21 protein-coding genes are annotated in these 23,723 nt (G+C 65.5%); 10 read left to right on the top strand and 11 right to left on the bottom strand.

From position 1 onward, the window contains the following. Window positions 1–239 precede the first annotated feature (239 nt). From AC1VNY_RS36145 to AC1VNY_RS36130, 4 genes are all read left to right on the top strand, one after another. A complete protein-coding gene (locus AC1VNY_RS36145) occupies window positions 240–1,283 on the top strand; it encodes a C-terminal binding protein (protein ID WP_028340530.1) in 1,044 nt (347 codons plus the stop codon). Between the two features lie 146 nt (window positions 1,284–1,429). After that, complete coding sequence (locus AC1VNY_RS36140; protein ID WP_016840581.1) at window positions 1,430–2,776, top strand: ABC transporter substrate-binding protein; 1,347 nt, start codon at window positions 1,430–1,432, stop codon at window positions 2,774–2,776. Window positions 2,777–2,940: 164 nt separating this feature from the next. Continuing rightward, a complete protein-coding gene (locus tag AC1VNY_RS36135) occupies window positions 2,941–3,897 on the top strand; it encodes a carbohydrate ABC transporter permease (protein ID WP_028333494.1) in 957 nt (318 codons plus the stop codon). 46 nt (window positions 3,898–3,943) lie between these two features. Next, window positions 3,944–4,786, top strand: a complete 843-nt coding sequence (locus tag AC1VNY_RS36130) for a carbohydrate ABC transporter permease (protein WP_016840579.1) — start codon at window positions 3,944–3,946, stop codon at window positions 4,784–4,786. A gap of 197 nt (window positions 4,787–4,983) precedes the next feature. On the opposite strand, the gene AC1VNY_RS36125 is transcribed toward AC1VNY_RS36130, so the two are convergent. The 6 genes from AC1VNY_RS36125 to AC1VNY_RS36100 all read right to left on the bottom strand — a co-directional run bounded on the left by AC1VNY_RS36125 (window position 4,984) and on the right by AC1VNY_RS36100 (window position 10,398). Beyond that, window positions 4,984–5,805 carry an energy transducer TonB family protein gene (locus AC1VNY_RS36125; protein ID WP_482408742.1) on the bottom strand — a complete coding sequence of 274 codons (822 nt, stop codon included), beginning with the start codon at window positions 5,803–5,805 and terminating at the stop codon, window positions 4,984–4,986. Window positions 5,806–5,808: 3 nt separating this feature from the next. After that, the gene (gene exbD / locus AC1VNY_RS36120) at window positions 5,809–6,249 is read right to left on the bottom strand and encodes a TonB system transport protein ExbD (RefSeq protein WP_482408741.1); all 441 of its coding nucleotides are present in this window, start codon (window positions 6,247–6,249) and stop codon (window positions 5,809–5,811) included. A 3-nt stretch (window positions 6,250–6,252) separates the two neighbouring features. Continuing rightward, complete coding sequence (gene exbB / locus AC1VNY_RS36115) at window positions 6,253–7,005, bottom strand: tonB-system energizer ExbB (protein ID WP_482408751.1); 753 nt, start codon at window positions 7,003–7,005, stop codon at window positions 6,253–6,255. A gap of 58 nt (window positions 7,006–7,063) precedes the next feature. Then, window positions 7,064–7,537 carry a heme utilization cystosolic carrier protein HutX gene (gene hutX, locus AC1VNY_RS36110; RefSeq protein ID WP_482408750.1) on the bottom strand — a complete coding sequence of 158 codons (474 nt, stop codon included), beginning with the start codon at window positions 7,535–7,537 and terminating at the stop codon, window positions 7,064–7,066. A gap of 47 nt (window positions 7,538–7,584) precedes the next feature. Continuing rightward, complete coding sequence (gene hmuQ, locus AC1VNY_RS36105; protein ID WP_021080657.1) at window positions 7,585–7,917, bottom strand: heme-degrading protein HmuQ; 333 nt, start codon at window positions 7,915–7,917, stop codon at window positions 7,585–7,587. A gap of 135 nt (window positions 7,918–8,052) precedes the next feature. Next, window positions 8,053–10,398 carry a TonB-dependent hemoglobin/transferrin/lactoferrin family receptor gene (locus AC1VNY_RS36100; protein WP_482408740.1) on the bottom strand — a complete coding sequence of 782 codons (2,346 nt, stop codon included), beginning with the start codon at window positions 10,396–10,398 and terminating at the stop codon, window positions 8,053–8,055. Window positions 10,399–10,651: 253 nt separating this feature from the next. Here AC1VNY_RS36100 and hemP point away from each other — a divergent pair, with 253 nt between their 5' ends. The 5 genes from hemP (at window position 10,652) to AC1VNY_RS36075 (ending at window position 15,292) form a co-directional block, all read left to right on the top strand. Continuing rightward, on the top strand, window positions 10,652–10,858 hold the full coding sequence (gene hemP / locus AC1VNY_RS36095) for a hemin uptake protein HemP (protein ID WP_482408739.1): 207 nt from the start codon (window positions 10,652–10,654) through the stop codon (window positions 10,856–10,858). Between the two features lie 8 nt (window positions 10,859–10,866). Continuing rightward, window positions 10,867–11,817, top strand: coding sequence for a heme/hemin ABC transporter substrate-binding protein (locus AC1VNY_RS36090; RefSeq protein ID WP_482408738.1), 951 nt, complete (start codon window positions 10,867–10,869; stop codon window positions 11,815–11,817). Continuing rightward, window positions 11,814–12,914, top strand: coding sequence for a FecCD family ABC transporter permease (locus tag AC1VNY_RS36085; protein WP_482408737.1), 1,101 nt, complete (start codon window positions 11,814–11,816; stop codon window positions 12,912–12,914). Before AC1VNY_RS36090 ends, AC1VNY_RS36085 begins: the two co-directional genes overlap by 4 nt. Continuing rightward, the gene (locus tag AC1VNY_RS36080; protein WP_482408736.1) at window positions 12,911–13,702 is read left to right on the top strand and encodes a heme ABC transporter ATP-binding protein; all 792 of its coding nucleotides are present in this window, start codon (window positions 12,911–12,913) and stop codon (window positions 13,700–13,702) included. Before AC1VNY_RS36085 ends, AC1VNY_RS36080 begins: the two co-directional genes overlap by 4 nt. Before the next feature lie 237 nt (window positions 13,703–13,939). Beyond that, window positions 13,940–15,292 (top strand): esterase-like activity of phytase family protein, encoded by a 1,353-nt coding sequence (locus AC1VNY_RS36075; RefSeq protein ID WP_482408735.1) that lies wholly within the window; start codon window positions 13,940–13,942, stop codon window positions 15,290–15,292. A 377-nt stretch (window positions 15,293–15,669) separates the two neighbouring features. Here the strand turns inward: AC1VNY_RS36075 and AC1VNY_RS36070 are convergent, their stop codons facing one another. The 3 genes from AC1VNY_RS36070 to AC1VNY_RS36060 all read right to left on the bottom strand — a co-directional run bounded on the left by AC1VNY_RS36070 (window position 15,670) and on the right by AC1VNY_RS36060 (window position 19,962). Continuing rightward, on the bottom strand, window positions 15,670–16,506 hold the full coding sequence (locus tag AC1VNY_RS36070) for an enoyl-CoA hydratase-related protein (RefSeq protein WP_482408734.1): 837 nt from the start codon (window positions 16,504–16,506) through the stop codon (window positions 15,670–15,672). A gap of 168 nt (window positions 16,507–16,674) precedes the next feature. Continuing rightward, entirely contained in the window at window positions 16,675–18,348 is a 1,674-nt protein-coding gene (locus AC1VNY_RS36065) for a mucoidy inhibitor MuiA family protein (protein WP_482408733.1), read from the bottom strand. A gap of 180 nt (window positions 18,349–18,528) precedes the next feature. Next, complete coding sequence (locus tag AC1VNY_RS36060; RefSeq protein ID WP_482408732.1) at window positions 18,529–19,962, bottom strand: MFS transporter; 1,434 nt, start codon at window positions 19,960–19,962, stop codon at window positions 18,529–18,531. A gap of 82 nt (window positions 19,963–20,044) precedes the next feature. Here AC1VNY_RS36060 and AC1VNY_RS36055 point away from each other — a divergent pair, with 82 nt between their 5' ends. Continuing rightward, window positions 20,045–20,503, top strand: coding sequence for a MarR family winged helix-turn-helix transcriptional regulator (locus AC1VNY_RS36055; RefSeq protein WP_482408731.1), 459 nt, complete (start codon window positions 20,045–20,047; stop codon window positions 20,501–20,503). A gap of 73 nt (window positions 20,504–20,576) precedes the next feature. Here AC1VNY_RS36055 and AC1VNY_RS36050 read toward each other — a convergent pair whose 3' ends face one another. Both AC1VNY_RS36050 and serA read right to left on the bottom strand, forming a co-directional pair. Continuing rightward, window positions 20,577–21,749: a thiolase family protein gene (locus AC1VNY_RS36050; protein ID WP_482408730.1), complete on the bottom strand. Its 1,173-nt coding sequence runs from the start codon at window positions 21,747–21,749 to the stop codon at window positions 20,577–20,579. Window positions 21,750–22,010: 261 nt separating this feature from the next. Beyond that, window positions 22,011–23,600 carry a phosphoglycerate dehydrogenase gene (gene serA, locus AC1VNY_RS36045; protein WP_482408729.1) on the bottom strand — a complete coding sequence of 530 codons (1,590 nt, stop codon included), beginning with the start codon at window positions 23,598–23,600 and terminating at the stop codon, window positions 22,011–22,013. Window positions 23,601–23,723: the final 123 nt, after the last annotated feature.

Genomic DNA, 23,723 nt, shown 5'->3' with positions numbered 1-23,723 from the left:
CGCACCGTAATGTGAGACCCTTTACCTGATGGTTACGGAGGTTCCCCGTAGAAGCCCGGAGAATCAGGCTGCGGACCAACCGGCAATTGTGGAGAGAACAGCGCGGCTCGCGTACAAGCATGGGAAGGCGGCGGACCCCAGCCACGCCCCAAGAAGCAAGAAGCAAGAAGACCAAGAAGCAAGATCCAGCAGCAAACCAGCAAGAAGCAAGAACAGCAGACTCACATCGGGAGCAGACAATGTCGAAATTCAGGGTGGTCACGCCGAAGGGCGCGAGCTTCACGGTCGCCGGCGGCGGCTACGATTATGAGCGCGAGGCGCTCGATCCGATCGGCGCCGAGATCGTCGAGGCGCCGGCCAATGAGGCCGAATTCATCGCCGCGGCACGCACCGCGGACGCGATCTACGCCAAGGGCATGCCAATCACCAAGGCGGTGATCGACGCGCTCGAGAACTGCAAGGTGATCACGCTCGGCAGCGTCGGCGTCGACTCGGTCGACGTCAAGGCCGCGACCGCCCGCGGCATCCCCGTCACCAACATCCCCGACACCTTCATCGAGGAGGTCGCCGACCACGCCATGATGCTGCTGCTCGCAGGCTTCCGCCGCCTGATCGAGCAGGACAAGATGGTGCGCACCGGCCGCTGGGCCGAGGGCCGCCCGGCGCTCTTGAAGATTCCGCGGCTGATGGGCCAGACGCTCGGCTTCATCTCATTCGGCCGGGTCGCCCGTGCGGTGGCCAAGCGCGCCGCGCCATTCGGCCTCAGGATGGTGGCCTACGATCCCTTCATCCAGGAAACCCTGATGTACGACCACGGCGTGATCCCCTCGACGCTATCGGAGGTGCTGTCGCAATCGGATTTCGTCTCGATGCACGCGCCGGCGCGACCCGAAGTGCACCACATGCTGACCGAGAAGCATTTTCGTCAGATGAAAAAGTCGGCGATCTTCATCAACACCGGCCGCGGCGCCACGGTCGACGAGGAATCGCTGATCAAGGCGCTGCAGGAGGGCTGGATCGCCCACGCCGCGCTCGACGTGCTGGAAAAGGAGCCCCCGTCGCACAACAATCCGATGCTCGGGATGGACAATGTTACCTTGACCGCCCATGTCGCCTCGGCGTCGGCACGTTTTGACGAGGCGCGCAAGCGCCGGGTGGGCTACGAATTGTCACTAGTGCTGCAAGGCATGTGGCCGGTAAGCTGCGTCAACCCGTCGGTGCTGCAAAACACCGCGTTGCGCCGCTGGCAGCCCGTCAGCATGGATCGCGGTCCCAACAGCTAGGGCGGGAATGCGCTTTTCGTGCGGGGCCCGCCTCTTGCGGGCCCTTTGCGCGGCGGGCGGGCCGAGACCACAAGACCCTTCACCGGCGGCCAAACGCCGGGAAGGAAATACAACAACGAAACAATAAGAACGGGAGTGCGAACGACATGAAGTACGAGATCACGCGTCGCGATGCGCTGGTGCTGGGGGCTTCCGCGGCGGCGCTGGCGGTCACCGGCGCCTCGGCGCAGGAGGCGTCGAAGGTGAAGGCGGCCGACGTGGCGGCGCCGTCGCTGCCGATTGAAAAGGACGCCACCTTGCGCATGCTGCGGCCGGTGCGCTTCGTCCAGGCCGACGAGGACGTGTTCCGCGCCAATGCCAAGAAATTCACCGACAAGACCGGTGTCGACATCAAGGTCGACTTCGTCGGCTGGGAGGACATCAACCAGCAGACCGCCGTGACCTCGAACTCCGGCGCCGGCCCCGACATCATCATCGGCTTCGGCGACGCGCCGCATATCTATATCGACAAGCTGATCGAGCTGACCGATGTCGCCGACTATCTCGACAAGCGCTATGGCGGATGGCTCACGCTGGCGCGCCGATACGGTATGCGCTCGAAGTCGAAGAGCTGGGTCGGCCTGCCGTTCGGCGCCTCGGGCGGCCCGCTGGTCTACCGCAAGTCGCTGGTCAACGCCGCCGGCTTCGACAAGGTGCCGGAGGACCACGCCGGCTTCCTCGAACTCTGCAAGAAGCTGAAGGCGGCCGGCAAGCCCGCGGGCTTTGCACTCGGCAACGCGGTCGGCGACGGCAACGGCTTCGCCAACTGGCTGTTGTGGTCGCACAACGCCGCGCTGCTCGATGAGGAAGGCAACATCATCATCAACAGCAAGGAGACGATCGCGGCGCTGAAATATCTGAAGGAGCTCTATCCGACCTTCATCGCCGGCACCCCGTCCTGGAACGACGTTTCCAACAACCGCGCCTACTCGTCGCAGGAGATCGGCCTGACCGCAAACGGCGTCTCGCTGTATTTCTCGCTGAAGAACGACCCCGCGACCAAGGCGATCGCCGACGACACCGCGCATCAGTTCCTGATCAAGGGGCTGGCTCCCACCTCTCCGATGTCCGGCCTGACCTTGAACGCAATGGTGTTCAAGCACAGCAAGTATCCCAACGCGGCGAAGGCGTTCCTGCAGTTCATGCTCGAGCACGAACAGTACGAGCCGTGGCTCAACGCCAACTCGGGCTACTGGTCGCAGCCGCTGGCGGCCTATGCCGACGCCGCGGTGTGGTCGAGCGACCCCAAGGTCGCGATCTTCAAGGACACGATGCGGAGCCCGTACTACAACGGCTACAAGGGGCCGATCTCGACCGCGACCGGCGCCGTCAACGCCGACTATGTGCTGGTGCAGATGTGCGCCTCGGTCGCGACCGACGCCGCAACGCCCGAAGCCGCAGCCGCCGAAGCCGAACAGCGCGCCAAGCGGTACTTCCGGCGGCAAGGCCGGTAACGCCGAACAGAGCTGCCGTCATTGCGAGGATGCCCGTGACAAAATTGCAAGGCAATTTTGCACTGTAGCGACGAAGCAATCCGTTCTTTCCTTCCATGGAAGCCTGGATTGCTTCGCGTCGTTCGCAATGACGGTCTCATGCAGCCCGCACCGGGATCATATTGATGTCCGTAACGACACTACCTTCACGGGGACACGCGCTGCACCAGCCGGGCTGGCTCGCGCGCCTGTTCGACTACAAGCCGTTCCTGATCGTGATGTGCCTTGCGCCCGCGATCGGCCTGCTGCTGGTGTTCCTCACCTATCCGCTGGGCCTCGGCATCTGGCTCGCTTTCACCGACACCACGATCGGCCAGCGCGGCATCTACATCGGACTTGAGAACTTCCAGTACCTGCTCAAGGATCCCTTGTGGTGGAACGCGGTGTTCTATTCGATCTTCTACACCGCGATCGCAACCTTCGGAAAGTTCGCGCTCGGCTTCTGGCTGGCGCTGCTGCTCAACAACCATTTCCCGCTCAAGAGCCTGATCCGCGCCATCGTGCTATTGCCATGGATCGTGCCGACGGTGCTCTCCGCACTGGCGTTCTGGTGGATCTACGATCCGCAGTTCTCGATCATCTCCTATCTCCTGGTCGACGTGCTGCACTGGCGCGACAGCAATGTCGACTTCCTCGGCTCGCCCTGGCCGGCGCGGTTCTCGCTGATCGCCGCCAATATCTGGCGCGGCATCCCGTTCGTCGCGATCTCGCTGCTGGCGGGGCTGCAGACCATCTCGCCCTCGCTCTATGAGGCCGCGATGCTCGACGGCGCCACCTCCTGGCAGCGCTTCCGCTACATCACCTTCCCGATGATGATGCCGATCCTGGCGATCGTGATGACGTTCTCGATCATCTTCACCTTCACCGACTTCCAGCTGGTCTACGCCATAACCCGCGGCGGCCCGGTCAACTCGACCCATCTGCTCGCGACACTGGCGTTCCAGCGCGGCATCGCCGGCGGCGAACTCGGCGAGGGTGCCGCGATCGCCGTCTCGATGATCCCGTTCCTGGTGTTCGCAACATTGTTCAGCTACTTCGGCCTCGCGCGCCGCAAATGGCAGCAGGGAGAAGCCAATGACTGACGTTGCAGCCCAATCCTCCAACGTCTCCAGCGCCACGCCCGATACGATGGCGTGGGACTCCCGCGCCCGGCGCGTGGTGATGATCTATCTGCCGCTCGCCTGCTTCATCCTGATCCTGCTGTTTCCGTTCTACTGGATGGCGGTGACCTCGTTCAAACCGAACGCCGAGCTGCTGAACTACAAGGAGCACAATCCGTTCTGGATCACCTCGCCGACGCTCGCGCATATCAAGCATTTGTTGTTCGACACGGCCTATCCGCGCTGGCTGAAGACCACCATGCTGGTGGCGATCGGCTCGACCTTCCTGTCGCTGTTCGCCTCGACGCTCGCCGCCTACGCGATCGAGCGGCTGCGCTTCCGCGGCAGCCCCTATGTCGGCCTCGGCATCTATCTCGCCTATCTGGTGCCGCCGTCGATCCTGTTCATTCCACTCGCCACCGTGATCGTGCAGTTCGGCCTGTTCGACTCGCCGCTGGCGCTGATCCTGGTCTATCCGACCTTCCTGGTGCCGTTCTGCACCTGGCTGTTGATCGGCTATTTCAAGTCGATTCCCTACGAGCTCGAGGAATGCGCGCTGGTCGACGGCGCGACGCGGTTGCAGATCCTGTGGCGGATCACGCTGCCGCTCGCGGTGCCCGGCCTGATCTCGGCCGGCATCTTCTCCTTCACGCTGTCCTGGAACGAGTTCATCTACGCGCTCGCCTTCATCCAGAGCGGCGCCAACAAGACGGTGCCGGTCGCGATCCTGACCGAGCTCGTCACCGGCGACGTCTACCAGTGGGGCGCGCTGATGGCAGGTTCGCTGCTCGGCTCGCTGCCGGTCGCGCTGTTCTACTCGCTGTTCGTCGACTATTACGTGTCGTCACTGACCGGGGCGGTGAAGGAGTAGCTGGGCTTCCGACGTATTGAAGCAAACTCGATCTATCCCCGTCATCCTGAGGAGCGCGAAGCGCGTCTCGAAGGATCGACGGCCACCAGCCGGGCCGTGCATCCTTCGAGGCTCGCCCAGCGGCGCGGGTGCGCCGCAAGGCTCGCACCTCAGGATGACGGGAATAGATGTGCGGCCTCCATCTATGAGGTCGCGCACTACCGCGGCACGAACGCGACCGGCACGGAGAAACCCATCGAGCCCTGCGTGATCTCGGACGGAAACGCCGGAAACGGCTGGGCCTGGCGCACCATCGCCAGCGCCCGCGCGTTGAAGGTCGGATTGCCGGACGAGCCGCCGAGATGGCTCGACAGCACCTGCCCGCCGCGGCCGAGCGTGAACACCAGGCGGACCACGCCGCGCTGGCCGTTGCCGCCGGTCGGATAGGAGTGGAAGCGCAACAGATGCGCGCGGACGCGGGCGTTGTAGGCCGCGATCGCTGACGCGGCGGCGCCGGCGCTGATCGCGGACGCAGCCGGCGCCTGCCGTTCGGCACGGCTCGGCGCGCTGGTGCGCGGTGCCGGCGTTGCCTCGGAGGGCCTCTTGGCTTCCCGACGAACCACCTTCGGCTTGACCGGTTCGAGCTTCCTCTCCGGAACGGCTTTCGCTGGCTCGGGTGTCGGCGGCGTGATCTGCTGCTTCTGTTCCGGCGGCGCGACGACGTCGGGCTTCTCCTGCATCGGCGTTGGCGCGACCTCCTGCTTCACGGGCTGCGCGGCGGCAAGCTCTGGCGGCGACGCGTCGGCCTCCTGCATCGGCGGCCCCGGCGGCAGCTCGGTCTCCGAAATCTCCGGCGCCGAGGTGATCGGCGTCAGGTCGACCAGCACCGCCGGCACCGCGACGCCCCGCGGCGGCGGCGAGACCCATGTCATCCCGAGCGCGAGCAGCGCCGCGTGCGCCGCCAGCATCGCAACCGCCGACAGGCCCCAGCGCCTCAGCCGGATCTCGCCGCCCGCATCATGAAGCGCGTACGCGTTCATGGATCAGCTACGCCCGTCGAGGCCGACCAGCGCGATCTTGAGATAGCCGGCGTTGCGCAGCAGGTTCATCACCTCCATCAGATCGCCATAGCTGACCGCCTTGTCGGCGCGCAGGAAGATGCGCTCGTCCTTCCTGCCTTGCGTGGCGCCATCGAGCGTCGACGTCAGCGTCTCGCGCGCGATCACGTCCTCGCCGACCGCGACGGACAGATCGGGCTTCACGGTGACGAACACCGGCTTGTCCGGCCGCGGCTGCGGCTCGGCGGTCGAGGCCGGCAGATCGACGCCGAGATCGACGGTCGCGAGCGGCGCCGCCACCATGAAAATGATGAGCAGCACCAGCATCACGTCGATGAACGGCGTGACGTTGATCTCGTGCGCCTCGACCAGATCGTCATCGCCGCGACGCCTGAACGCGCCGCCGGAGCCGAGCTTGACGCCCATCTGCTACTCCGCAGCGCGTGCCAGCCGGAACAGGCTGCGATCGCCCTCGCGGCTGACCAGCAGCAGCACCATGACGGAGGCGTCGCCGAGCAATGCGCGGTAGGACGCGATCGAACGGGTCAGGTGATTGTAGATCACGACCGCCGGAATCGCAGCGACCAGGCCGAGCGCGGTCGCAAGCAGCGCCTCGGCGATGCCGGGTGCGACCACCGCGAGATTGGTGGTGTGAGCCTCGGAGATGCCGATGAAGGCATTCATGATGCCCCACACCGTGCCGAACAGGCCGACGAACGGCGCGGTGGCGCCGATCGTCGCCAGCACACCGGTGCCGCGCGCGATCTGCCGCGACATCGCCGCTTCGACCCGCTCCAGCCGCAGCGCGATGCGCTCCTTGAAGCCGTCGTCGAACATCCCGCCGGACAGCGCAGCCTCGCGCGAGGCCGATTGCACGATCTGCGCCACCGCATCGTTGCCGTCGCGGCTCGCTTGCTCGACCTCGGCGAGCTGGGTGTCGCGCTCGAGCAGACCGATCCGCTGCCGGGCGAGCGCGGTCTTGCGGCGGATCTCGACGGTCTTGGCGAGCCAGACCGTCCAGGTGACGAGCGAGGCGAAGGCGAGACCGACCATCACCGCCTTCACGACGATGTCGGCGCTTTCGAACATGCCCCAGGGCGAGAGGTTGCGCGGCAGCAGTGCGGCGTCGGCTGCGGCAAGGCTCGCGCCCGGCAGCATGCCGAGCCCGGCCGACGCCGCCATCCAGATGCTTCGCCCAAGCCAACGCTGCGACATGATCGCCTCCCGTCCTTCGTTGGTGTCAACCCGCCTTCGGCGCGAGGCGGTCCGCCAGCGCATGAAAGCGCACCAGCTGATCGCCGCGCAGCGCGCGCGTCTCGTCGCGGCCGACGAACACCTTGAACATGATGCCGCCGTCGCGATTGATGAAGGCGATGAACGCCGACACCTTGCCCATGAAAGGCCGCTCGACGAAGGCGATCGCCGCGCAGCGCTCATGCCTGAGGTGGCCGTGCAGGCCCTTCGGCTGCATCAGGTTGAAATAGCCGCGACCGACCTCGCCGTTCGGAATGGCGCCGGTGAACTCGACGATCGCGTCATCGGTATGCACGATCAGCGTCACCTCGCCCCACTCCGCGATGTCCTGCATCGCGGCGGCAAATTCGCCGGGGCCGATCCGCACCATGGCCTCGGGCAGCGCCTCGAGCACCGCGCGCGGCGTCACCTTGCGCTCGCGCGCGACATCTTCGATCACAGCGCCGGGATTGTCGGCCATATAGGCCTTCAATCCCGCAAGCTCCGCGTTCTGCACGGCCGCCTGCGTCACGCCGGGCTCTTCGCGCGCTCGGTGATCAGCACCTCAAAGCCCTCGAATTTGGGATGGCCGAGATAGAGGCTGCCGCCGGTCTCGTTGCCGGCGCGCGAATGGGCGCGGCGGAACGCATCGGATTTCGTCCAGTCCTCGAACGCCGCCTTGCTGGCCCACACGGTGTGGGTCGCATAGAGCGTGTGGTCCTCGGCCTCGGGGCCCTTCACCAGATGAAACTCGATGAAGCCCGGCAGATCGCCGAGATAGGATTCGCGCGTCTTCCAGACCGTCTCGAACGCCTGCTCCTTGCCCTTGATCACCTGGAACCGGTTCATTGCGATGAACATGAAAACTCACTCCTGTTTGACGGCGGATGCCAGGATCCTGCCGGTTGATCTCGTTAATAACATGAACGCGCCAAAGCCGCGCTGGGGGCACCAGCGCGGCCGGAGCAACCTGGATGGAATGATCGGCGTCTCGCGTTACGCTCCACCTAGGTGAATCCTGAGCCCGGCCTTGTAGACGGTGCCCGGACCGGGGCTCGAGAACAACACGTCGTTCTGCGTCGTGCCGTCGGTCGAAGAGCCCGGGATCGCATAAGGCCGGTAGTACTGGTTCAAGAGGTTGTCGACCGACGCCGTGAAGGTGATGTCCTTGGTGGCGTTCCAGGTCAGATAGAGGTTGACGAGCTCGTAGCCGGTCGAGGGCAGATAGCCCGCCGGCAGGTCGTTGTTGGCGCCGAACGAGGACCATTGCGCGGCAATGATCAGCGAGCGGTCGAGCAGGCGGACGCCGCCCGTGGTCGTCACCTTGCGCGGCGTGATGGTGGCGAGCCCGACATTGGTCTGGGTGTTCCGGCCGCGCATCAGATGGCCAGCGACGCCGACGAACCAGTCGCCCGCGTCATACATCGTTTCGAGCTCGAAGCCCTCGATGCGGGCGTGGGCGATGTTCTGGTACTGGTAGAATTGGCTGAAGCGTCCGAACGGCGTCAGGGTCGGCGTCGACGCGACGAGATCGATATAGCCGTCGACGTCGTTGCGGAACACGTTGACCTTGCCGCGGAACGAGTCGCTCGCCGTGAAGATGCCGTCATATTTCAGGTTGATGCCGGCTTCCTTGTTCTTGCCGACCTCCGGCCGCAGCGCCGCATTGGGCTGGAAGCAGAACAGGCCGCTGGTGCCGTCGGGGCAGTTGAACAGCGCCGGCCCGCCGCCGGTGGCGTGGCCGCCCGCGATCAGGGTCTCGGTGATCGACGGCGCGCGATAGCCTTCGGCATAGCTGACATAGGGCGTGAAGCCGGCAACCGGCGTGACGCCGAGCGTGATCTTCGGCGACAGCCGGTCGCCGCTGGTCGTGGTGTTGATCGAATTGAGCTCGTAATGGTCGTAGCGGACAGCGCTGATCAGCTCGAGCCAGGTCGAATAGTTCTGCTTCAGCTGCACGAAGCCGCCGGACACCGTGCGCTGGCCGCCCGGCGTCGTGATGTTGGAATTGCCGCGCGAGTCGAAGGTCTCGACATCGTCGCGGAAGGCGTCGAAACCGTAGGTCACGGCGTTGCGCCAGTCGCCGAAATTGAAGCGCGAGGTGTTGTTGACGTCGATACCTACGGTGTCCAGCAAATAACCACGCTTGTCGCCGACGCAGCCGGAGATGTTGTTGCCGGGATTGGCGAGCGTGCAGACCCCGCCGCCGGTGGTGATGCGGTTGTTGTAGGTCTTGACCTGGTCGTTGTCGGTGCGGTTGCCGTAGACCGAGATATTCCAGTCGAACAGCATGTCATCGGGCTTGGAATATCGCCAGCTCAAGGTGCCCGTGTAGTTCTTGGCGTCGGAGGCATAGACCGAAGAGCCGGCGATGGCGGCGAGCGGCGCCGCCGTCGTGGTCGGGCCGCGGTTCGGTTGACCGATATTGTACTGATAGTCCTGGAAGATGCCGCCGATCTTGAACTCGTGGCCTTCTGCGGGGCGGAACGTCACCTTCATCAAGCCGGCCGCGATATCGTTGCCGGTGTTGCCGATCTCGGTGCCCGCGCCGTCCTTGTAATTGCCCTGGGTGCGATAGACCGCGCCGCCGAACACATCGACATTCGGATCGACGCGCACGCCGCCGAACACCGAGCCCATGCCGCGGTCCGTGTTGGTGCCGTAGGAGCCCGACATGTCGACACCCCAACGCTCGCCGGGACGCACCACGTCGTCGATATCCTTGGTGCGGAACGAAACCACACCGCCGATCGCGCCGGAGCCGTAGATGTTCGCGGTCGGGCCGCGCACCACGTCGACGCCGCCGATCAATTCGGGATCGAGGAAGAACGAGCCGTTGGCGTTGTGGCCGGTGCGCTGATAGTTCTGCCGCGCGACGTCGACGACAACAGCGACACGGCCGAAATCCTGCAAGCCGCGGATGTTGATGACGGTCGCCGGATCGTCGCCGCGCTCCTGGACCGAGACGCCGGGCACGTTGTAGAAAATATCGGAGAGCCGGTTCGGCTGCAGGCCCTGGATCTTCTCCAGCGTGACGGAGCTGACCGGCGCCAGCGCATCGATCGCGCGCTCCTCGGTCTTGGACGCCACGGCCGTGATGGTGTCGAGCGACTGCACCGGCACCGCGCCGATCTGCGCGCGCGCATTCATCGCCGCCGGCGCCGCCTGAGCTTCGGCCGCCGGCTTCGGCTTCCGCTTGGCCTGCTTCGGCCGTTCGGTCGAAGGACGCGCAGCCGACGGATCGGCGGTCTGCGCGAAACCGCGTTCCGGCAGTGCTGCCGCAAATGAAAACACCGACGCGCCCAAAATCAGGGCGCGCGAAACCCTAGCCCCGTCAGCCATTCTAGCCCCAGCCTGATCATCGCTTTTCTGGTTTGGCTGGCGTGCGCTCCCTGACGAGCGGCTTGCTGGCTACATCGTGATGCAAGCCACCCGCCTGCATCGCGTGATGATTGGTTACGAGCCGGCAACAAAACGGTCAAGAATGCGGCGGCGCTGTTTATATCGATTGTAAAGTGCCGCCGTTGGAATGCGCTCTCGCCCGCTTATACAAGCAAACACCATTTGAAAATTTTCGCAGGCGCAGCACCATCACATGTCCGCAGCTTCCGGAGACAATATCGGCGCAGCCGGAAAGCAGACCGAGCCTGCATCCGGTGCGACCAAAACGCTGATCATGCGCGGAAATCGTCTCGACAGTCGCGACCTGTTCGCGGCGGAGCGCGAGATCATCATCATGCACGGCGAAGAACATTACCGGTTGCGGCTGACCTCGCAGAACAAGCTGATCCTGACCAAGTGACGGCCCCGATGACAATTTGTCGCACGCTCGCTTTGCTCGCCTTCTCCTGTTTGCTGCCGATCGAAGCAGCGACGGCCGAGGGCATCACCGTGCATGACGCACGCGACCGCGACGTCGTGATCGACAATCCGTCGCGGATCGTCTCTATCGGCGGCGCGATCACCGAGATCCTCTATGCCCTCGGCTTCGAGGACCGCATCGCCGGCGTCGATGCGACCAGCCTCTACCCGCCGGCTGCGCTGCGCGAGAAGCCCGACGTCGGCTACATGCGCCAGCTGTCGCCGGAGGGCGTGCTCGGCCTGCACCCGTCGCTGGTGCTCGCAGTACAGGGCTCCGGGCCGAAGGAGACCATGGACGTGCTCGAGGCGGCCAAGGTGCCGCTGGTGCTGGTGCCGGAGACATTCTCGGAGGCCGGGCTCGTCGAGAAGATCAGGTTGGTGGGCCACGCCATGGGCGCCGATCCGCGCGCTGCCTGCCTGGCCACGGCGGTGGAGAGCGATCTCGCGCAACTGCGCGCGCTGCGCGCCAGGGTGACGAAGCCGGTGCGCGTGATGTTCGTGATGTCGCTGTTGAATGGCCGGGCGATGGCGGCGGGCCACAAGACCGCCGCGGACGAGATCATCCGGCTTGCCGGCGGCCTCAACGCCATCGACGGTTACGACGGCTACAAGCCGGTCAATGACGAGGCCATCGTGGCGGCGAAACCGGATGTCGTGCTGTCGATCGATCGCGGCAAGGACTCGCTGACCGCTGATGCCGTGTTCGCGCATCCCGCCTTCGCGCTGACGCCGGTCGCGGCCAACAAGGCCTTCATCTCGATGGAAGGGCTATATCTGCTCGGCTTCGGACCGCGCACCGCGGCCGCGGCACGCGACCTCTCGGTCAAGCTCTATCCGGCGCTGGCGCCGGAGGCCGACAGCTTCAGGCCGGCAGCGCTGACCACGAATTGTCGGCAATGAGCGTGCTGGCCGAACGCCGCGGACGTGCGAAACAACGGCGCGCCGGCGTGTCGCTGCGGCCGGCCGCGACACTCACCCTGCTCTGCCTGCTTGCGGTGCTCGCAGCTACTGCGCTGGTCGCCCTGACGGTCGGGGCCGCCGGCATTCCAATGGCGCGGCTTCCGGCAGCGCTTGGGCTTTGGGTTGATCGTGTCGCCAACCCGCTGCTCGCACGCGACCAGCTCGTGGTGTGGTCGATCCGCATCCCGCGGATCGCAGCGGCGGCGATGGTCGGCGGACTGCTTGCCGTCTCCGGCGCCATCATGCAGGGCCTATTCCGCAATCCCCTCGCCGACCCCGCGCTGGTCGGCGTCTCCTCCGGCGGCGCGTTTGCCGCGGCGGCCGCGATCGTGTTCACCGACAGCCATCTCGGCGAAAGCCTGCGCTTCCTGCAACACCAGTTGCTGCCGATCGCGGCCTTTGCCGGCTCGCTGATCACGACCATCGTGCTTTACGGCATCGCCAGCCGCGGCGGCCGGACATCGATTGCGATCTTCCTGCTGGCCGGGCTTGCGATCGCCGCGATCGCCAATGCCGGCATCGGCCTTCTGGTGTTCGTCGCCGACGACCGCCAGCTGCGCGACATCACCTTCTGGCTGCTCGGCTCGCTCAGCGGCGCGACCTGGAGCAAGCTCACAGCGCTGGGGCCGGTGCTGGCGGTCGCGCTGGTCGCCTGCCTCTCGATCGCGCGCGGGCTCGACGTGCTGGTGCTCGGCGAGGCCGAGGCGTTCCACAGCGGCGTCGACGTCGAACGGCTGAAGCGTATCTCGATCGTGCTGGTTTCGGCGATGACCGGGGTCGCGGTCTCGGTCTGCGGCGTGGTCGGTTTCGTCGGCATCGTGGTGCCGCATCTGTTGCGGCTGGTGATCGGACCCGCGCATCGGCTGCTGCTGCCGGCGTCCGCACTGCTCGGTGCCATCCTCCTGGTCGGCGCCGACACGGTGGCGCGCACCATCGTGGCGCCCGCGGAAATGCCGATCGGCATCCTGACGGCGGCGATCGGCGCGCCGTTCTTCCTCGCCATGCTGCTGCGGCAGCGCGGACTGGTGTCGCTGTGACGGCCCTGCTCGAAGCGCAGTCGGTAACCATGGCGGTCGGCGGCACGACGCTGGTCGATGCGGTGTCGCTGCAGATCGATGCCGGCGAGATGGTCGCGATCGTCGGTCCCAACGGCGCCGGCAAATCGACCCTGCTGCGGATGCTGTCGGGCGACCTGCGTCCGTCGCGCGGGGCGATCAGGCTGAGGCAGCGCGACCTGCAAACTTACGGACCACGCGCGCTGGCGCAGCACCGCGCGATGCTGTCGCAGCACGTTAACGTCACTTTCCCGTTCACCGTCGAGGAAATCGTCAGCATGGGCGCCGGCGAAAGCCCGCGTGCCGTGGCGCGGGCGCTGGTCGAGGCGGCACTCGACGAGGTCGGGCTCGCGCGTTTCCGTTTCAGGCAATTGCCGACGCTATCGGGCGGCGAGCAGCAGCGGGCGCATTTCGCCCGCGTGCTGGTGCAGCTCGCCTGCGGCGAAGCGCTGCACGGACCCGGACTGTTGCTGCTGGACGAGCCGACCTCGAGCCTCGATTTGCGGCACCAGATCGACCTGGTCGAAACGGCGCGGCGGCGCGCCGCGCGCGGCACCGCCGTGATCGCGATCCTGCACGACCTCAACCTCGCGATGCGGTTCGCCGACCGCATCCTGCTGCTGCACCGCGGCCGGCTTGCCGTCGACGGCGACCGCACGGCGGCGATGAAGGCCGAGACGCTGCGCGAGATCTTCGAGATCGACGCCGCGATCGCCTACACCGGAGACGGCGTTCCGTTCCTGCTGCCGCAAACCATGCGGCCCGTTTAGACCCTCATGGTGAGGAGCGCGGTACGCGCGTCTCGAACCACGAGGCCCGGCTGTCGCTTGCAGCCATCCTTCGAGACGGCCGCTGCGCGGCCTCCTCAGGATGAGGATTGCGAGTGAGAGGCGACGTAACGCCGCAAGCCTTATCCCGCCGCAACATCCGCGATTCACAAAACTGTCAGCCGGCTGTAACAGGCGGCTCGGAGAACACCGCATCGTTTATCCTTTGGGAGATCAACCATGCGCCTGTCCCTGCTCTGCTCCGTCGCCTCCATCCTGCTCGCCACATCGGCGTTCGCGCAGAGTGAAGGCGAATTCCCGGCGACGCTGGCAGGACATGCCGTGATGCCGGCGGAGAGCTTCATCGACGCCCCCGCCGACGCCCCTGATGATCTGAAGACCTCGGGCAAATACACCACCGGCAGGCGCGTCGACGCCATCGGCACCGTGATGGGCAAGTCCTATGAGCGGCCGACCGGCGTGTCGCTGCCGTTCAAGGGCCAGCCGCTGCAAGGCCATTCCGGCATCAAGGTGATGCCCGATGGCTCGTTCTGGGTGATCACCGACAACGGCATGGGCTCGCGCTACAACTCGGCGGACTCGATGCTGTACCTGAACCGGCACAAGATCGACTGGGCGAGCGGCAAGATCGAGCGTCAGGAGACCGTGTTCCTGCACGATCCCGACAGGAAGGTGCCGTTCCGCATCGTGCATGAGGACACCGCCAAGCGCTATTTGACCGGTGCCGACTTCGACACCGAGGGCTTCCAGATCATCAACGACATTTTCTGGATCGGCGACGAGTTCGGACCGTACGTCCTCAAGGCCGACAAGACCGGCAAGATCCTCGCCGTGTTCGAGACCGTCGCCGACGGCAAGCCGGTGCGTTCGCCGGATCACTGGGCGGTGCAGTCACCCGGCGCGCCCGGCGCCTCCTACACCAACGTCAACCTGCGCCGCTCCAAGGGCTATGAAGGCTTTGCTTCCTCCAAGGACGGCAAATTCCTCTACGGCCTGCTCGAGGGCCCGCTGTGGGATGCCGACAAGAAGGATTGGGAGAAGGTCGACGGCAAGGAAGCTTCGCGCATCCTGGAATTCGACGTCGCGGCGGAGAAGTTCACCGGACGCTACTGGCAGTATGTGTTCGAGCAGAACGGCAATGCGGTCGGCGACTTCAACATGATCGATCCGGCCCAGGGCCTCGTCATTGAGCGCGACAATGGCGAAGGCACCGCCGACAAGGCCTGCCCGCAAGGCCAGCGCGGCGAGACCTGTTTCCCTGATCTCGCCAAGTTCAAGCGCGTCTACAAGATCGAGCTGTCCGATGCCAATGTCGGCAAGCCGGTGCGCAAGATCGCCTATATCGACCTGATGAAGATCCGCGATCCCAACAAGAAGGCGCGCAAGCCGCTCAACGACGGCGTCTACACCTTCCCGTTCTTCACCATCGAGAATGTCGACCGGGTCGACGAGACCCACATCATCGTCGGCAACGACAACAATCTGCCGTTCTCCTCGAGCCGCGACCCGAACAAGGCCGATGACGACGAGTTCGTGCTGCTCGAGGTCGGCGACTTCCTGAAGGCGAAGTGAGGGGCTGCTCTCGCCACCCACAACAATGTTGTCGCCCGGCTCGACCGGGTGACCCAGTATTCGAGAGACGTCCGAGCTCAACGGACAAGCCGCGGCGTACCGGATGCCCCGCTCGAGGCGGGGCACGACAGCGAATATGCGATAGTGTGATGCTCATCCCAGCACGACGGCCATTCCGTCATCCCCGCGCAAAGGCTTCGCCTTTGTCGCTGGAGGTGCGAGCCTTGCGGCGCAATTGCGCCGCTGGGCGAGCCTCGAAGGATGTACGGCCCCCGCATCGGCCGCGCGGAGACAGCCGGGCCGCCGCCCTTCGAGACGGCCGCTTTGCGGCCTTCTCAGGGTGCCGGTGATACAGCTCAGCGCGGCTTACGTGATCCTCACTCCTTCTTCGTCCGGTAATCCCCGAACGTCGTGTCGCGCTGGTCGAGCTGGGCCTTCACGCTGCCGCCGTCGCGGCGGAAGCCCGCCATGTAGGCCTTGCTGGCCTCGGTCGTGAAGGCCAGCGCCTGGATCTCGGTGCCGGCGCGCATCGCGGCGCGGGCACCCATGATTTCCATCGCGCGGTGGACGCTACGCTTGTTGAGCTGTTGCAGCTCGATCGGCACCTTGGCCGCGCGCTCGGCGAAATCCAGTGTCTTCGCCTCCAGTTCGGCGAGCGGAAACGACCGGGTCGCATAGCCCCATTCGGCGGCCTCGCGGCCGGACATCGCGTCGCCCGTCAGCATCAATTCCATGGCGCGGCGCATGCCGACCAGCCACGGGTGATACTGCATGTCGGGCGGGCTCATCAGCCGCACCGGCGGATAGCCGATCTGGGCGTCGTCGGCGACGTAAACCACGTCGCAGGCGGTCGCGAGCTCAGTGCCGCCGGCGAGGCAGTAGCCGTGCACCTGCGCGATCACAGGCTTTGCGAGGTCCCAGATCGAGAACCAGCCCTCGACGACATGGCGCGACCACTGGCCGGGGCCGGATGCCGAATGATAGGGCTGGTCGACGCGGTTGTCGGCGGAGAGATCGTAGCCCGCCGAGAAACAGGGTCCCGCGCCGCGCAGAATCGAGATCGAAACCCCGGGATCGCGGTCGCCCTGCTCCAGCACCTCGAAGATCTCGCCGCGCAAGCGATTGTTCAGCGCGTTGCGCTTCTCGGGGCGGTTCAGCGTGATGCGGCGGACGCGCGGACGCGGATCATCGACGACGATGTGCTGGTAACTCATGGATCCTCCCGATCTCAGGCTTTGTTGCCTTTGGCAAAGTGATGCCCGAGATCGGGAGGGTTGTCATCGGCAGATGACGCAGGTCCTCATAGCGTTTTCAAGCGAAGTGGGTTCCGGTTCGCGTGAAGAAAACGCGTCAAGCAACAACGCTAGAGCCCGGCACAGGCTCTAGCCCGCCGGCACCATCACGACGCCCTTGTCCTTGGGCCAGCGCATGCGCCAAGCGAAATTGACGTCACGGACTTCGCCGGCCTTGGCCTCGAACGCCCATTCCAGCACGCCGCGTTTGTCGCGCAGATTGGTCGTCGTCGCAGGCGTCGACGACGGCAGCATTTCGACCACGATGTCGTCGTTCTCGCTGACCGGGAGCTGATCCTGGATCGCGACCTTGATCGGGAAGTCGTGGCCGTTGCGCACCGTGGTCTTGAAGGCGCGCTCGTCGGTCTTCGACGTGGTCACGATCAGACCGGCGGAGCCTTCATTGCGCTTCACCACCGTGCGTTCGATCTTGACCTTGTCGTCGGCGCCGAAACCGAGCCGCACGGTCTCGTCCTTGGCGGCGGTGGCCATCCGGCTGCGGCCGACAAAGATGCCGTCGCGATAGATCGAGATTTGCCCCGGCAGCAGCGGCGCGTCGTCGGCCTGCACGAAGCTCGCTTCCAGGAACGCGGTCGGATCGATCACCGGAACGGCGCGAACTACGAGATCGGGCGTGATCGTCGCCGTCGAGATGCGCAGGCTCTTTGCGCCCTCATTGGCGGCAACGCTGACACGGCCGGGAATCTTGAACGTGGCCTGGAAGGCGCCGACCTCGGCGGTGGCTTCCAGTTCGTCCATGCGTCCCCCACCAAAGCGGAATTGCTGAACCGCGTCGGCGGCCGGCGCGGGTGCCAGCGCCTCGCGCGACCGCATGCTGGCCTCTCCCGAGAGCTTCGCCAGCGGCCGCGGCGGCTGCGGATATTGCACGATCAGCGAGCGGAGGTCGGGCGCATTGCCGCCGCGCGCGACCCGCACGGTGGAGACGACAAGCGCCACGTTCGACCAGTCCTCGCCGGTCGACTGGGTGATCTCGGCGCGGCGAACCAGTTCGATCGCGGGCTTGCGGTCCCTGGCGCCGGTGTCGAGCCGGGCGTCATAGAGCGGCGTCCAGCGCGCGTTGGGAACCGCATAGGTGATCCGCAAGGTCGCCTTGGTCACCGCCTGCGAGGCGACGTCGATCCGCACCTCGACCTTGCTCGGCGGCTTGCTGGTGCGATCGGCTGCAAGCTGCGCAAGATCGCGGTCGATCACGCGGATCTTGCGCTCGGCGTCCCGGATCGCGCTGTCGGCGGTTGCGACCTCGTCGGCCACCGCCGAGAACGCCGCGCGCCACTCGCTGAGCGGACGCGCCTCACCCTTCTCGCCGAGGCCCGCGGGCGACGCTTCGGCAAAGCGCTCGGCGAATTTGCGCCGCGCCTCGGCCGCGCTGATCAGTCCCTGCAAATCGGCGCGCTGATCGTTCAGCGCCTCGATGCGCTTGTCGATCTCGGAAAGATTTGGCGGCAGCAAGGGCTGCGGCAGCTTTGTATCGATCGCCCCGATCGTGAGCTTCGCTCCGCCCTCGCCCTCGACCCGCAGCGAGGACGGGTCGAGCCCCATTGGAAAATCCCTGGCGATGAGCGTGTTGTCGCCGGCAGGCAGATCCAGCGTGATGACGCGGGTGACGCTCGCGCCATCGGGATAGACGGTCACAGCGTCGATCTGCGAAGCTGCATCGAGATTGGCCGCATGCAGCGGCCCGGCAACCAGCGCACCCGCCAGCACCAGGCTGGTGGTCACAAGATAATTCGCAATTCTACACATCACATCCCTCCGGAAAAACCGCCGCATTGCGCGCGAGACGAACGGCGCGCCGGGCTCGACTGCGCGCCGTTTCTCGTGGTGAGACGCAGCGAGGAAGGGACTGGTTCGATTGAGGTTTCCCTGCGGCGCGACGATGGCGCCGCCGCGGCTGCCGCATGGCGCGGCGATGTCTTTCGGGCGTTAGCGATCCGCCTTGCGCCGGATGAACAGATAATTCGGCACGAAGCCGGCCAGGGTGATCGCGATCATGATCCACCAGCCGCGCTGGAACGCCGCGATCCGCTCGGTCATCGAGGCCGGCGTTGCAAGGATCGCGACAAAGATCGCGACGCCGATCGCCAGCGCCGCCTGCCGGATCATGTTGATGACGCCGGAGCCGGTGGCAAACGACGATGGCGGCAGCGCGCCGGCGCCGACGCCCATCAGGGTCGGAAAGGTCAGCCCGACGCCGATACCGATCAGCATCACGCCCACGACGATGGCAGGCGCATTGGGTTCGGCCCCGAGCAGCGTCGCCCAGATCGCGAGGCCGGCCGCGAACAGCACGATACCGGCGGAGACGACGGCTGCGGCGCCAAACCGCGCAATCAGCCGGCCGGCAAACAACAGCGAGGTGATCGGCACCATCAGCGGACCGGGGGCGATCGCAAGGCCGGTCTTCAACGCCGACCAGCCCCATACCGTCTGCTCCCACAAGGCGCAGGACAGCAGCATCGCGCCGAAGGCCGCCGAGTAAGGCGCCATCACCAGCGAGGCGCCGGTGAACGGCCTGACCGCGAACAGCGCGGGATCGACGAAGGGATTCCTCGATCTGAGGCAATGCCACGCGAAGGCGGCGAGCGAGGCGATCGCGACGGCAAAGCCGAACGCGACGCCGCGCGAACTCCATCCCCAATCGTTCGCCTTCACGATCGCAAATGTCAGCGCACCGATACCGGAGGTCACCAGCAGCGCCGCCCATGAACTCGGACGCGGCACGTCGTGACCGGGCACTTCGGGCAATTTCAGCCAGCCGACGACCAGTGCGACGACGCCGATCGGGACATTGACGATGAAGATCCAGCGCCAGTCGAAGGTGACCAGCACGCCTCCCGCGAGCGGGCCCAGTGCGGCGGCAAGGCCGCCGATCGCCGTCCAGGTGCGTACCGCCCCGGCGCGCTGCTCGGGCGGAAATGATGCCAGCAGCAGGCCGATCGAGGTCGGCGTCATCAATGCCGCTCCGGCCGCCTGCGCCACGCGGGAGACGACCAGGAACTCGACACTGGACGAAAGAGCACATGCTGCCGACGCGGCCGTGAACAGCGCGACGCCGAGCAGGAAGCTGAGATTGCGGCTGTGGCGTTCGGCGAGCCGGCCGAAGAACACCAGCAACGCCGCGTAGGCAATGGCGTAGGCATTGAGGATCCAGGACAGATCTTCAAGCGAGGCGCCGCGAAATTCCTGCGCGATGTTCGGCAGCCCGACATTGACGATGAACAAATCGAGATTGGCGAGGCAAATTCCGACCGACACGATCGCAAGCACCTGGCGCGGAGTTGCGGTGACGACGCCGGACCGCGGCCGCGCCTCAGGTTCGACGACCAGATCGATGGTCTCCGCCTCTACCTCCGACATCACACCCTCCCAAATACGTGCATATGCATCTATTGCCATTAGGTGCATATGCATGTATCTGTCAAGTCCATTGGAGGCAGCGATGGCGAAAACGGAACCCAGCCGGTGTAATCTCACGGCGTTGCGCAAGGCGACGCGGCGGGTGTCGCAGCTCTACGATCAGGTCCTTGCGACGTCAGGCATGCGCGGCACGCAACGGGCGATTCTGGTCTATGTCAGGCGGTCGGGCGCGCCGACGATGGGCGAGCTTGCCGCAGCCCTGGTGCTCGACCGCACCGCGCTCAACCACAACCTCAAGCCGCTCGAGCGCGACGGTCTGTTGACTATCACCGTCGACAAGAACGACCGGCGCAGCCGGCTGGTGCGGCTCACCAAGCGCGGCGAAGCCAGGCTTGAGGAGTCGCAGGCCGCATGGCTCAAGGCGCAGGAGCGTTTCGAGACCGCCTTTGGCGCAAGGCAGGCAGCCGATCTCAGGCAGACGCTCGAACTGATTGCCTCGCTCGAGTTTGACGAGCGCGCGCTCGGCTCATCGTCGAGTTAGCCGGCTACAAAAGAAAAGCGGCCCGGCGTTGCCGCCAGGCCGCTCGTTCGCACCCGATCAGTGTCGATCGCGCTTAGCTGTAGATCTCGAACAGGCCGGCGCCGCCCTGACCACCGCCGATGCACATGGTCACGACGCCCCACTTGGCCTTGCGGCGACGGCCTTCCTGCAGCAGGTGGCCGGTAAGCCGGGCGCCGGTCATGCCGAACGGATGACCGATCGCGATCGATCCGCCATTGACGTTGTACTTCTCGGGATCGATACCGAGCTGGTCGCGCGAATAGAGGCACTGGCTGGCGAACGCCTCGTTGAGCTCCCAGAGATCGATGTCGTCGATCTTCAGGCCATGGCGCTTCAAGAGCTTCGGCACGGCAAAGACCGGACCGATCCCCATCTCGTCGGGCTCGCAACCCGCCGAGGCCCAGGCCACGAAGCGGCCCATCGGGTTGAGCCCACGCTTCTCGGCGTCTTTGGCTTCCATCAGCACCACCGCGGCGGCGCCGTCGGAGAGCTGGCTGGCATTGCCGGCGGTGACGAACTTGCCCGGACCCTTGACCGGCTCGAGCTTGGCAAGACCTTCCAGCGTGGTCTCGGGGCGGTTGCACTCGTCGCGATCGACCACGTAGTCGACGATCGACTCGGCCTTGGTCGCCTTGTCGACCACCTTCATCTTGGTCTTCATCGGGACGATTTCGTCCTTGAACTTGTTGGCCTGCTGCGCGGCCGCCATGCGGCGCTGCGACTCCAGCGAATACTCGTCCTGATATTCGCGGCTGAGCTTGTAGCGCTCGGCGACGATGTCGGCGGTATCGATCATCGCCATGAAGATGTCGGGCGCGGTCTTGAGCAGATCCGGATCGATCGATTCCTTCGGCGAGCCGCCGCCGGGAATCGAGATGCTCTCGACGCCGCCGGCCACGATGCAGTCCGAGCCGTCGGAGCGGATCGAGTTGGCGGCCATCGCGATGGTCTGCAGGCCCGAGGAGCAGAAGCGGTTCACGGACACACCGGCGGTCGACTTCGGCAGGCCGGCGAGCAGCGCCGCCTGACGGCCGATGTTCGGCGCGCCATGCGCGCAATTGCCGAGATAGCAATCCTCGACATATTCCTTGTCGACGCCGGCGCGGTCGACCGCGTGCTTGATGGCGTGCCCGGCCAGCGACATCGGCGGGGTGATGTTGAATCCGCCACGGCCGGACTTCGCCAGGCCGGTGCGCGCGTAGGAAACGATTACGGCTTCACGCATTGTTTTCTCCCTCTGAGATGACGGTCATTGTGGCGCGTCGTGGCCCGTTCGTACACATTTTTCGGCGGGCGCAACAGCAATACCGGACGTCCCGGAACGACAAACGCCGCCTCCGCGACCGGAGACGGCGTCATGTTCCGCAGATCGGAATATGGACTGCTTGAGCGGTATCTTCCCTCCGTCATGCCCGGGTGCTCCGGGCGATGACGCGGACCGCTCAAACAGCGTTTGAAATGCCAGCGCCTTTAAAACGTCAGCGGCTCAGAACGTCAGTGCCTTGGCCTGCTTCACCTGCGGCAGCGTCTGTACCTTGGCGAGCAGCTCCGCCGGCACCGCGCCGTCGACCTCGACCAGCGCAATGGCGTCGCCGCCCTGCTTGACGCGGCCGAGATGGAAGGTCGCGATATTGATTTTCGCGTCACCCAAGAGGCTCGCGAACGCGCCGATGAAGCCCGGCTTGTCCTCGTTGGTCACGTAGATCATCGACTTGCCGAACTCGGCGTCGACCCGGATGCCCTTGATGTCGACGAGGCGCGGCTTGCCGTCGGCGTAGACGGTGCCGGACACCGAACGCTCCTGGCGTTCGGTGGTGACGGTGACCGTGATCAGGCTTTCATAGTCGCTCTGCGCGGCGCGGACGACCTCGTCCACCACCATGCCGCGCTCCTTGGCGACGACCGGCGCCGAGACCACGTTGACCTCGCCCAGCATGGGCCGCAGCAGGCCCGACAGCACCGCCGAGGTGATCGCCTTGATCTTCATCTCGGCGACGTGGCCCTCATAGGTGATCTCAGTCTTGAGGATGCCGCTCTCGGTGAGCTGGCCGGCGAACGAGCCGAGTTTTTCGGCAAGCTCGATGAACGGCTTCAGCTTCGGCGCCTCTTCCGCGGTGATCGAGGGGAAGTTGACCGCGTTGGAAATCGCGCCCGACAACAGATAGTCCGACATCTGCTCGGCGACCTGCAGCGCGACGTTTTCCTGCGCTTCGGTGGTGGAGGCGCCGAGATGCGGGGTGCAGATCACGTTGGGATGGCCGAACAGCACGTTCGAGGTCGCCGGCTCCTCGACGAACACGTCGAAGGCGGCGCCCGCGACCTGCTTGGAGTTCAGGGCGTCGACCAGCGCCTGCTCGTCGACCAGGCCGCCGCGGGCGCAGTTGATGATGCGCACGCCCTTCTTCATCTTGGCGATCGCGGCCGCATCGATCACGTTGCGGGTCTTCTCGGTCAGCGGCGTATGCAGCGTGATGAAGTCGGCGCGCTTCAAGAGATCGTCGAGCTCGACCTTCTCGACGCCGATGTCCTTGGCGCGCTCCGGCGACAGGAACGGATCGAACGCGATCACCTTCATGCGCAGGCCGAGCGCGCGATCGGCGACGATCGTGCCGATATTGCCGCAGCCGATTACGCCGAGGGTCTTGGCGGTGATCTCGACGCCCATGAAGCGGTTCTTCTCCCACTTGCCGGCCTGGGTCGAGGCGTCGGCCTGCGGGATCTCGCGCGCCAGCGCCAGCATCAGGGTGATGGCATGCTCGGCGGTCGTGATCGAATTGCCGAACGGCGTATTCATCACGATGATGCCCTTGGCGGTCGCGGCCGGAATCTCGACATTGTCGACGCCGATGCCGGCACGGCCGATCACCTTCAGCCTCGTCGCCTTCTCGATGAGCTTGGCGGTCGCCTTGGTGGCCGATCGGATCGCGAGGCCGTCGTAATTGCCGATGATCTCGGCGAGCTTTTCCTTGTCCTTGCCGAGGTTGGGCTGGAAGTCGACTTCGACGCCGCGATCCTTGAAAATCTGTACGGCGGCGGGAGACAGCGCGTCGGAAATCAGAACTTTGGGTTTTGTCATCTCGATTGTTCCTTTGCCCTGCGGCGGGCGGGTCTCCTGGACCGATGTGGTGAAGTCTCTGATCACTTCTCCCTCTCCCCGCTCTTGCGGGGGGAGGGTTGGGGCTGTCTCTTATACCCATCT

This window comes from Bradyrhizobium ferriligni, assembly GCF_056837965.1.
Note: the sequence above shows the minus strand (reverse complement) of the source record. Positions and strands in the feature narration are given on the sequence as shown.

What these genes read in the sequence shown, in the direction of transcription:
- AC1VNY_RS36090 (WP_482408738.1), top strand. Translation starts at nt 10,867, where the DNA reads ATGACAATTTGTCGCACGCTCGCTTTGCTCGCCTTCTCCTGTTTGCTG.
- serA (WP_482408729.1), bottom strand. Translation starts at nt 23,600, where the DNA reads ATGACAAAACCCAAAGTTCTGATTTCCGACGCGCTGTCTCCCGCCGCC.
- AC1VNY_RS36130 (WP_016840579.1), top strand. Translation starts at nt 3,944, where the DNA reads ATGGCGTGGGACTCCCGCGCCCGGCGCGTGGTGATGATCTATCTGCCG.
- hmuQ (WP_021080657.1), bottom strand. Translation starts at nt 7,917, where the DNA reads ATGTTCATCGCAATGAACCGGTTCCAGGTGATCAAGGGCAAGGAGCAG.
- AC1VNY_RS36125 (WP_482408742.1), bottom strand. Translation starts at nt 5,805, where the DNA reads ATGAACGCGTACGCGCTTCATGATGCGGGCGGCGAGATCCGGCTGAGG.
- AC1VNY_RS36055 (WP_482408731.1), top strand. Translation starts at nt 20,045, where the DNA reads ATGGCGAAAACGGAACCCAGCCGGTGTAATCTCACGGCGTTGCGCAAG.
- AC1VNY_RS36135 (WP_028333494.1), top strand. Translation starts at nt 2,941, where the DNA reads ATGTCCGTAACGACACTACCTTCACGGGGACACGCGCTGCACCAGCCG.
- AC1VNY_RS36060 (WP_482408732.1), bottom strand. Translation starts at nt 19,962, where the DNA reads ATGTCGGAGGTAGAGGCGGAGACCATCGATCTGGTCGTCGAACCTGAG.
- AC1VNY_RS36140 (WP_016840581.1), top strand. Translation starts at nt 1,430, where the DNA reads ATGAAGTACGAGATCACGCGTCGCGATGCGCTGGTGCTGGGGGCTTCC.
- AC1VNY_RS36145 (WP_028340530.1), top strand. Translation starts at nt 240, where the DNA reads ATGTCGAAATTCAGGGTGGTCACGCCGAAGGGCGCGAGCTTCACGGTC.
- AC1VNY_RS36075 (WP_482408735.1), top strand. Translation starts at nt 13,940, where the DNA reads ATGCGCCTGTCCCTGCTCTGCTCCGTCGCCTCCATCCTGCTCGCCACA.
- AC1VNY_RS36070 (WP_482408734.1), bottom strand. Translation starts at nt 16,506, where the DNA reads ATGAGTTACCAGCACATCGTCGTCGATGATCCGCGTCCGCGCGTCCGC.
- hutX (WP_482408750.1), bottom strand. Translation starts at nt 7,537, where the DNA reads ATGGCCGACAATCCCGGCGCTGTGATCGAAGATGTCGCGCGCGAGCGC.
- AC1VNY_RS36100 (WP_482408740.1), bottom strand. Translation starts at nt 10,398, where the DNA reads ATGGCTGACGGGGCTAGGGTTTCGCGCGCCCTGATTTTGGGCGCGTCG.
- exbD (WP_482408741.1), bottom strand. Translation starts at nt 6,249, where the DNA reads ATGGGCGTCAAGCTCGGCTCCGGCGGCGCGTTCAGGCGTCGCGGCGAT.
- AC1VNY_RS36050 (WP_482408730.1), bottom strand. Translation starts at nt 21,749, where the DNA reads ATGCGTGAAGCCGTAATCGTTTCCTACGCGCGCACCGGCCTGGCGAAG.
- exbB (WP_482408751.1), bottom strand. Translation starts at nt 7,005, where the DNA reads ATGGCGGCGTCGGCCGGGCTCGGCATGCTGCCGGGCGCGAGCCTTGCC.
- AC1VNY_RS36065 (WP_482408733.1), bottom strand. Translation starts at nt 18,348, where the DNA reads ATGTGTAGAATTGCGAATTATCTTGTGACCACCAGCCTGGTGCTGGCG.
- hemP (WP_482408739.1), top strand. Translation starts at nt 10,652, where the DNA reads ATGTCCGCAGCTTCCGGAGACAATATCGGCGCAGCCGGAAAGCAGACC.
- AC1VNY_RS36085 (WP_482408737.1), top strand. Translation starts at nt 11,814, where the DNA reads ATGAGCGTGCTGGCCGAACGCCGCGGACGTGCGAAACAACGGCGCGCC.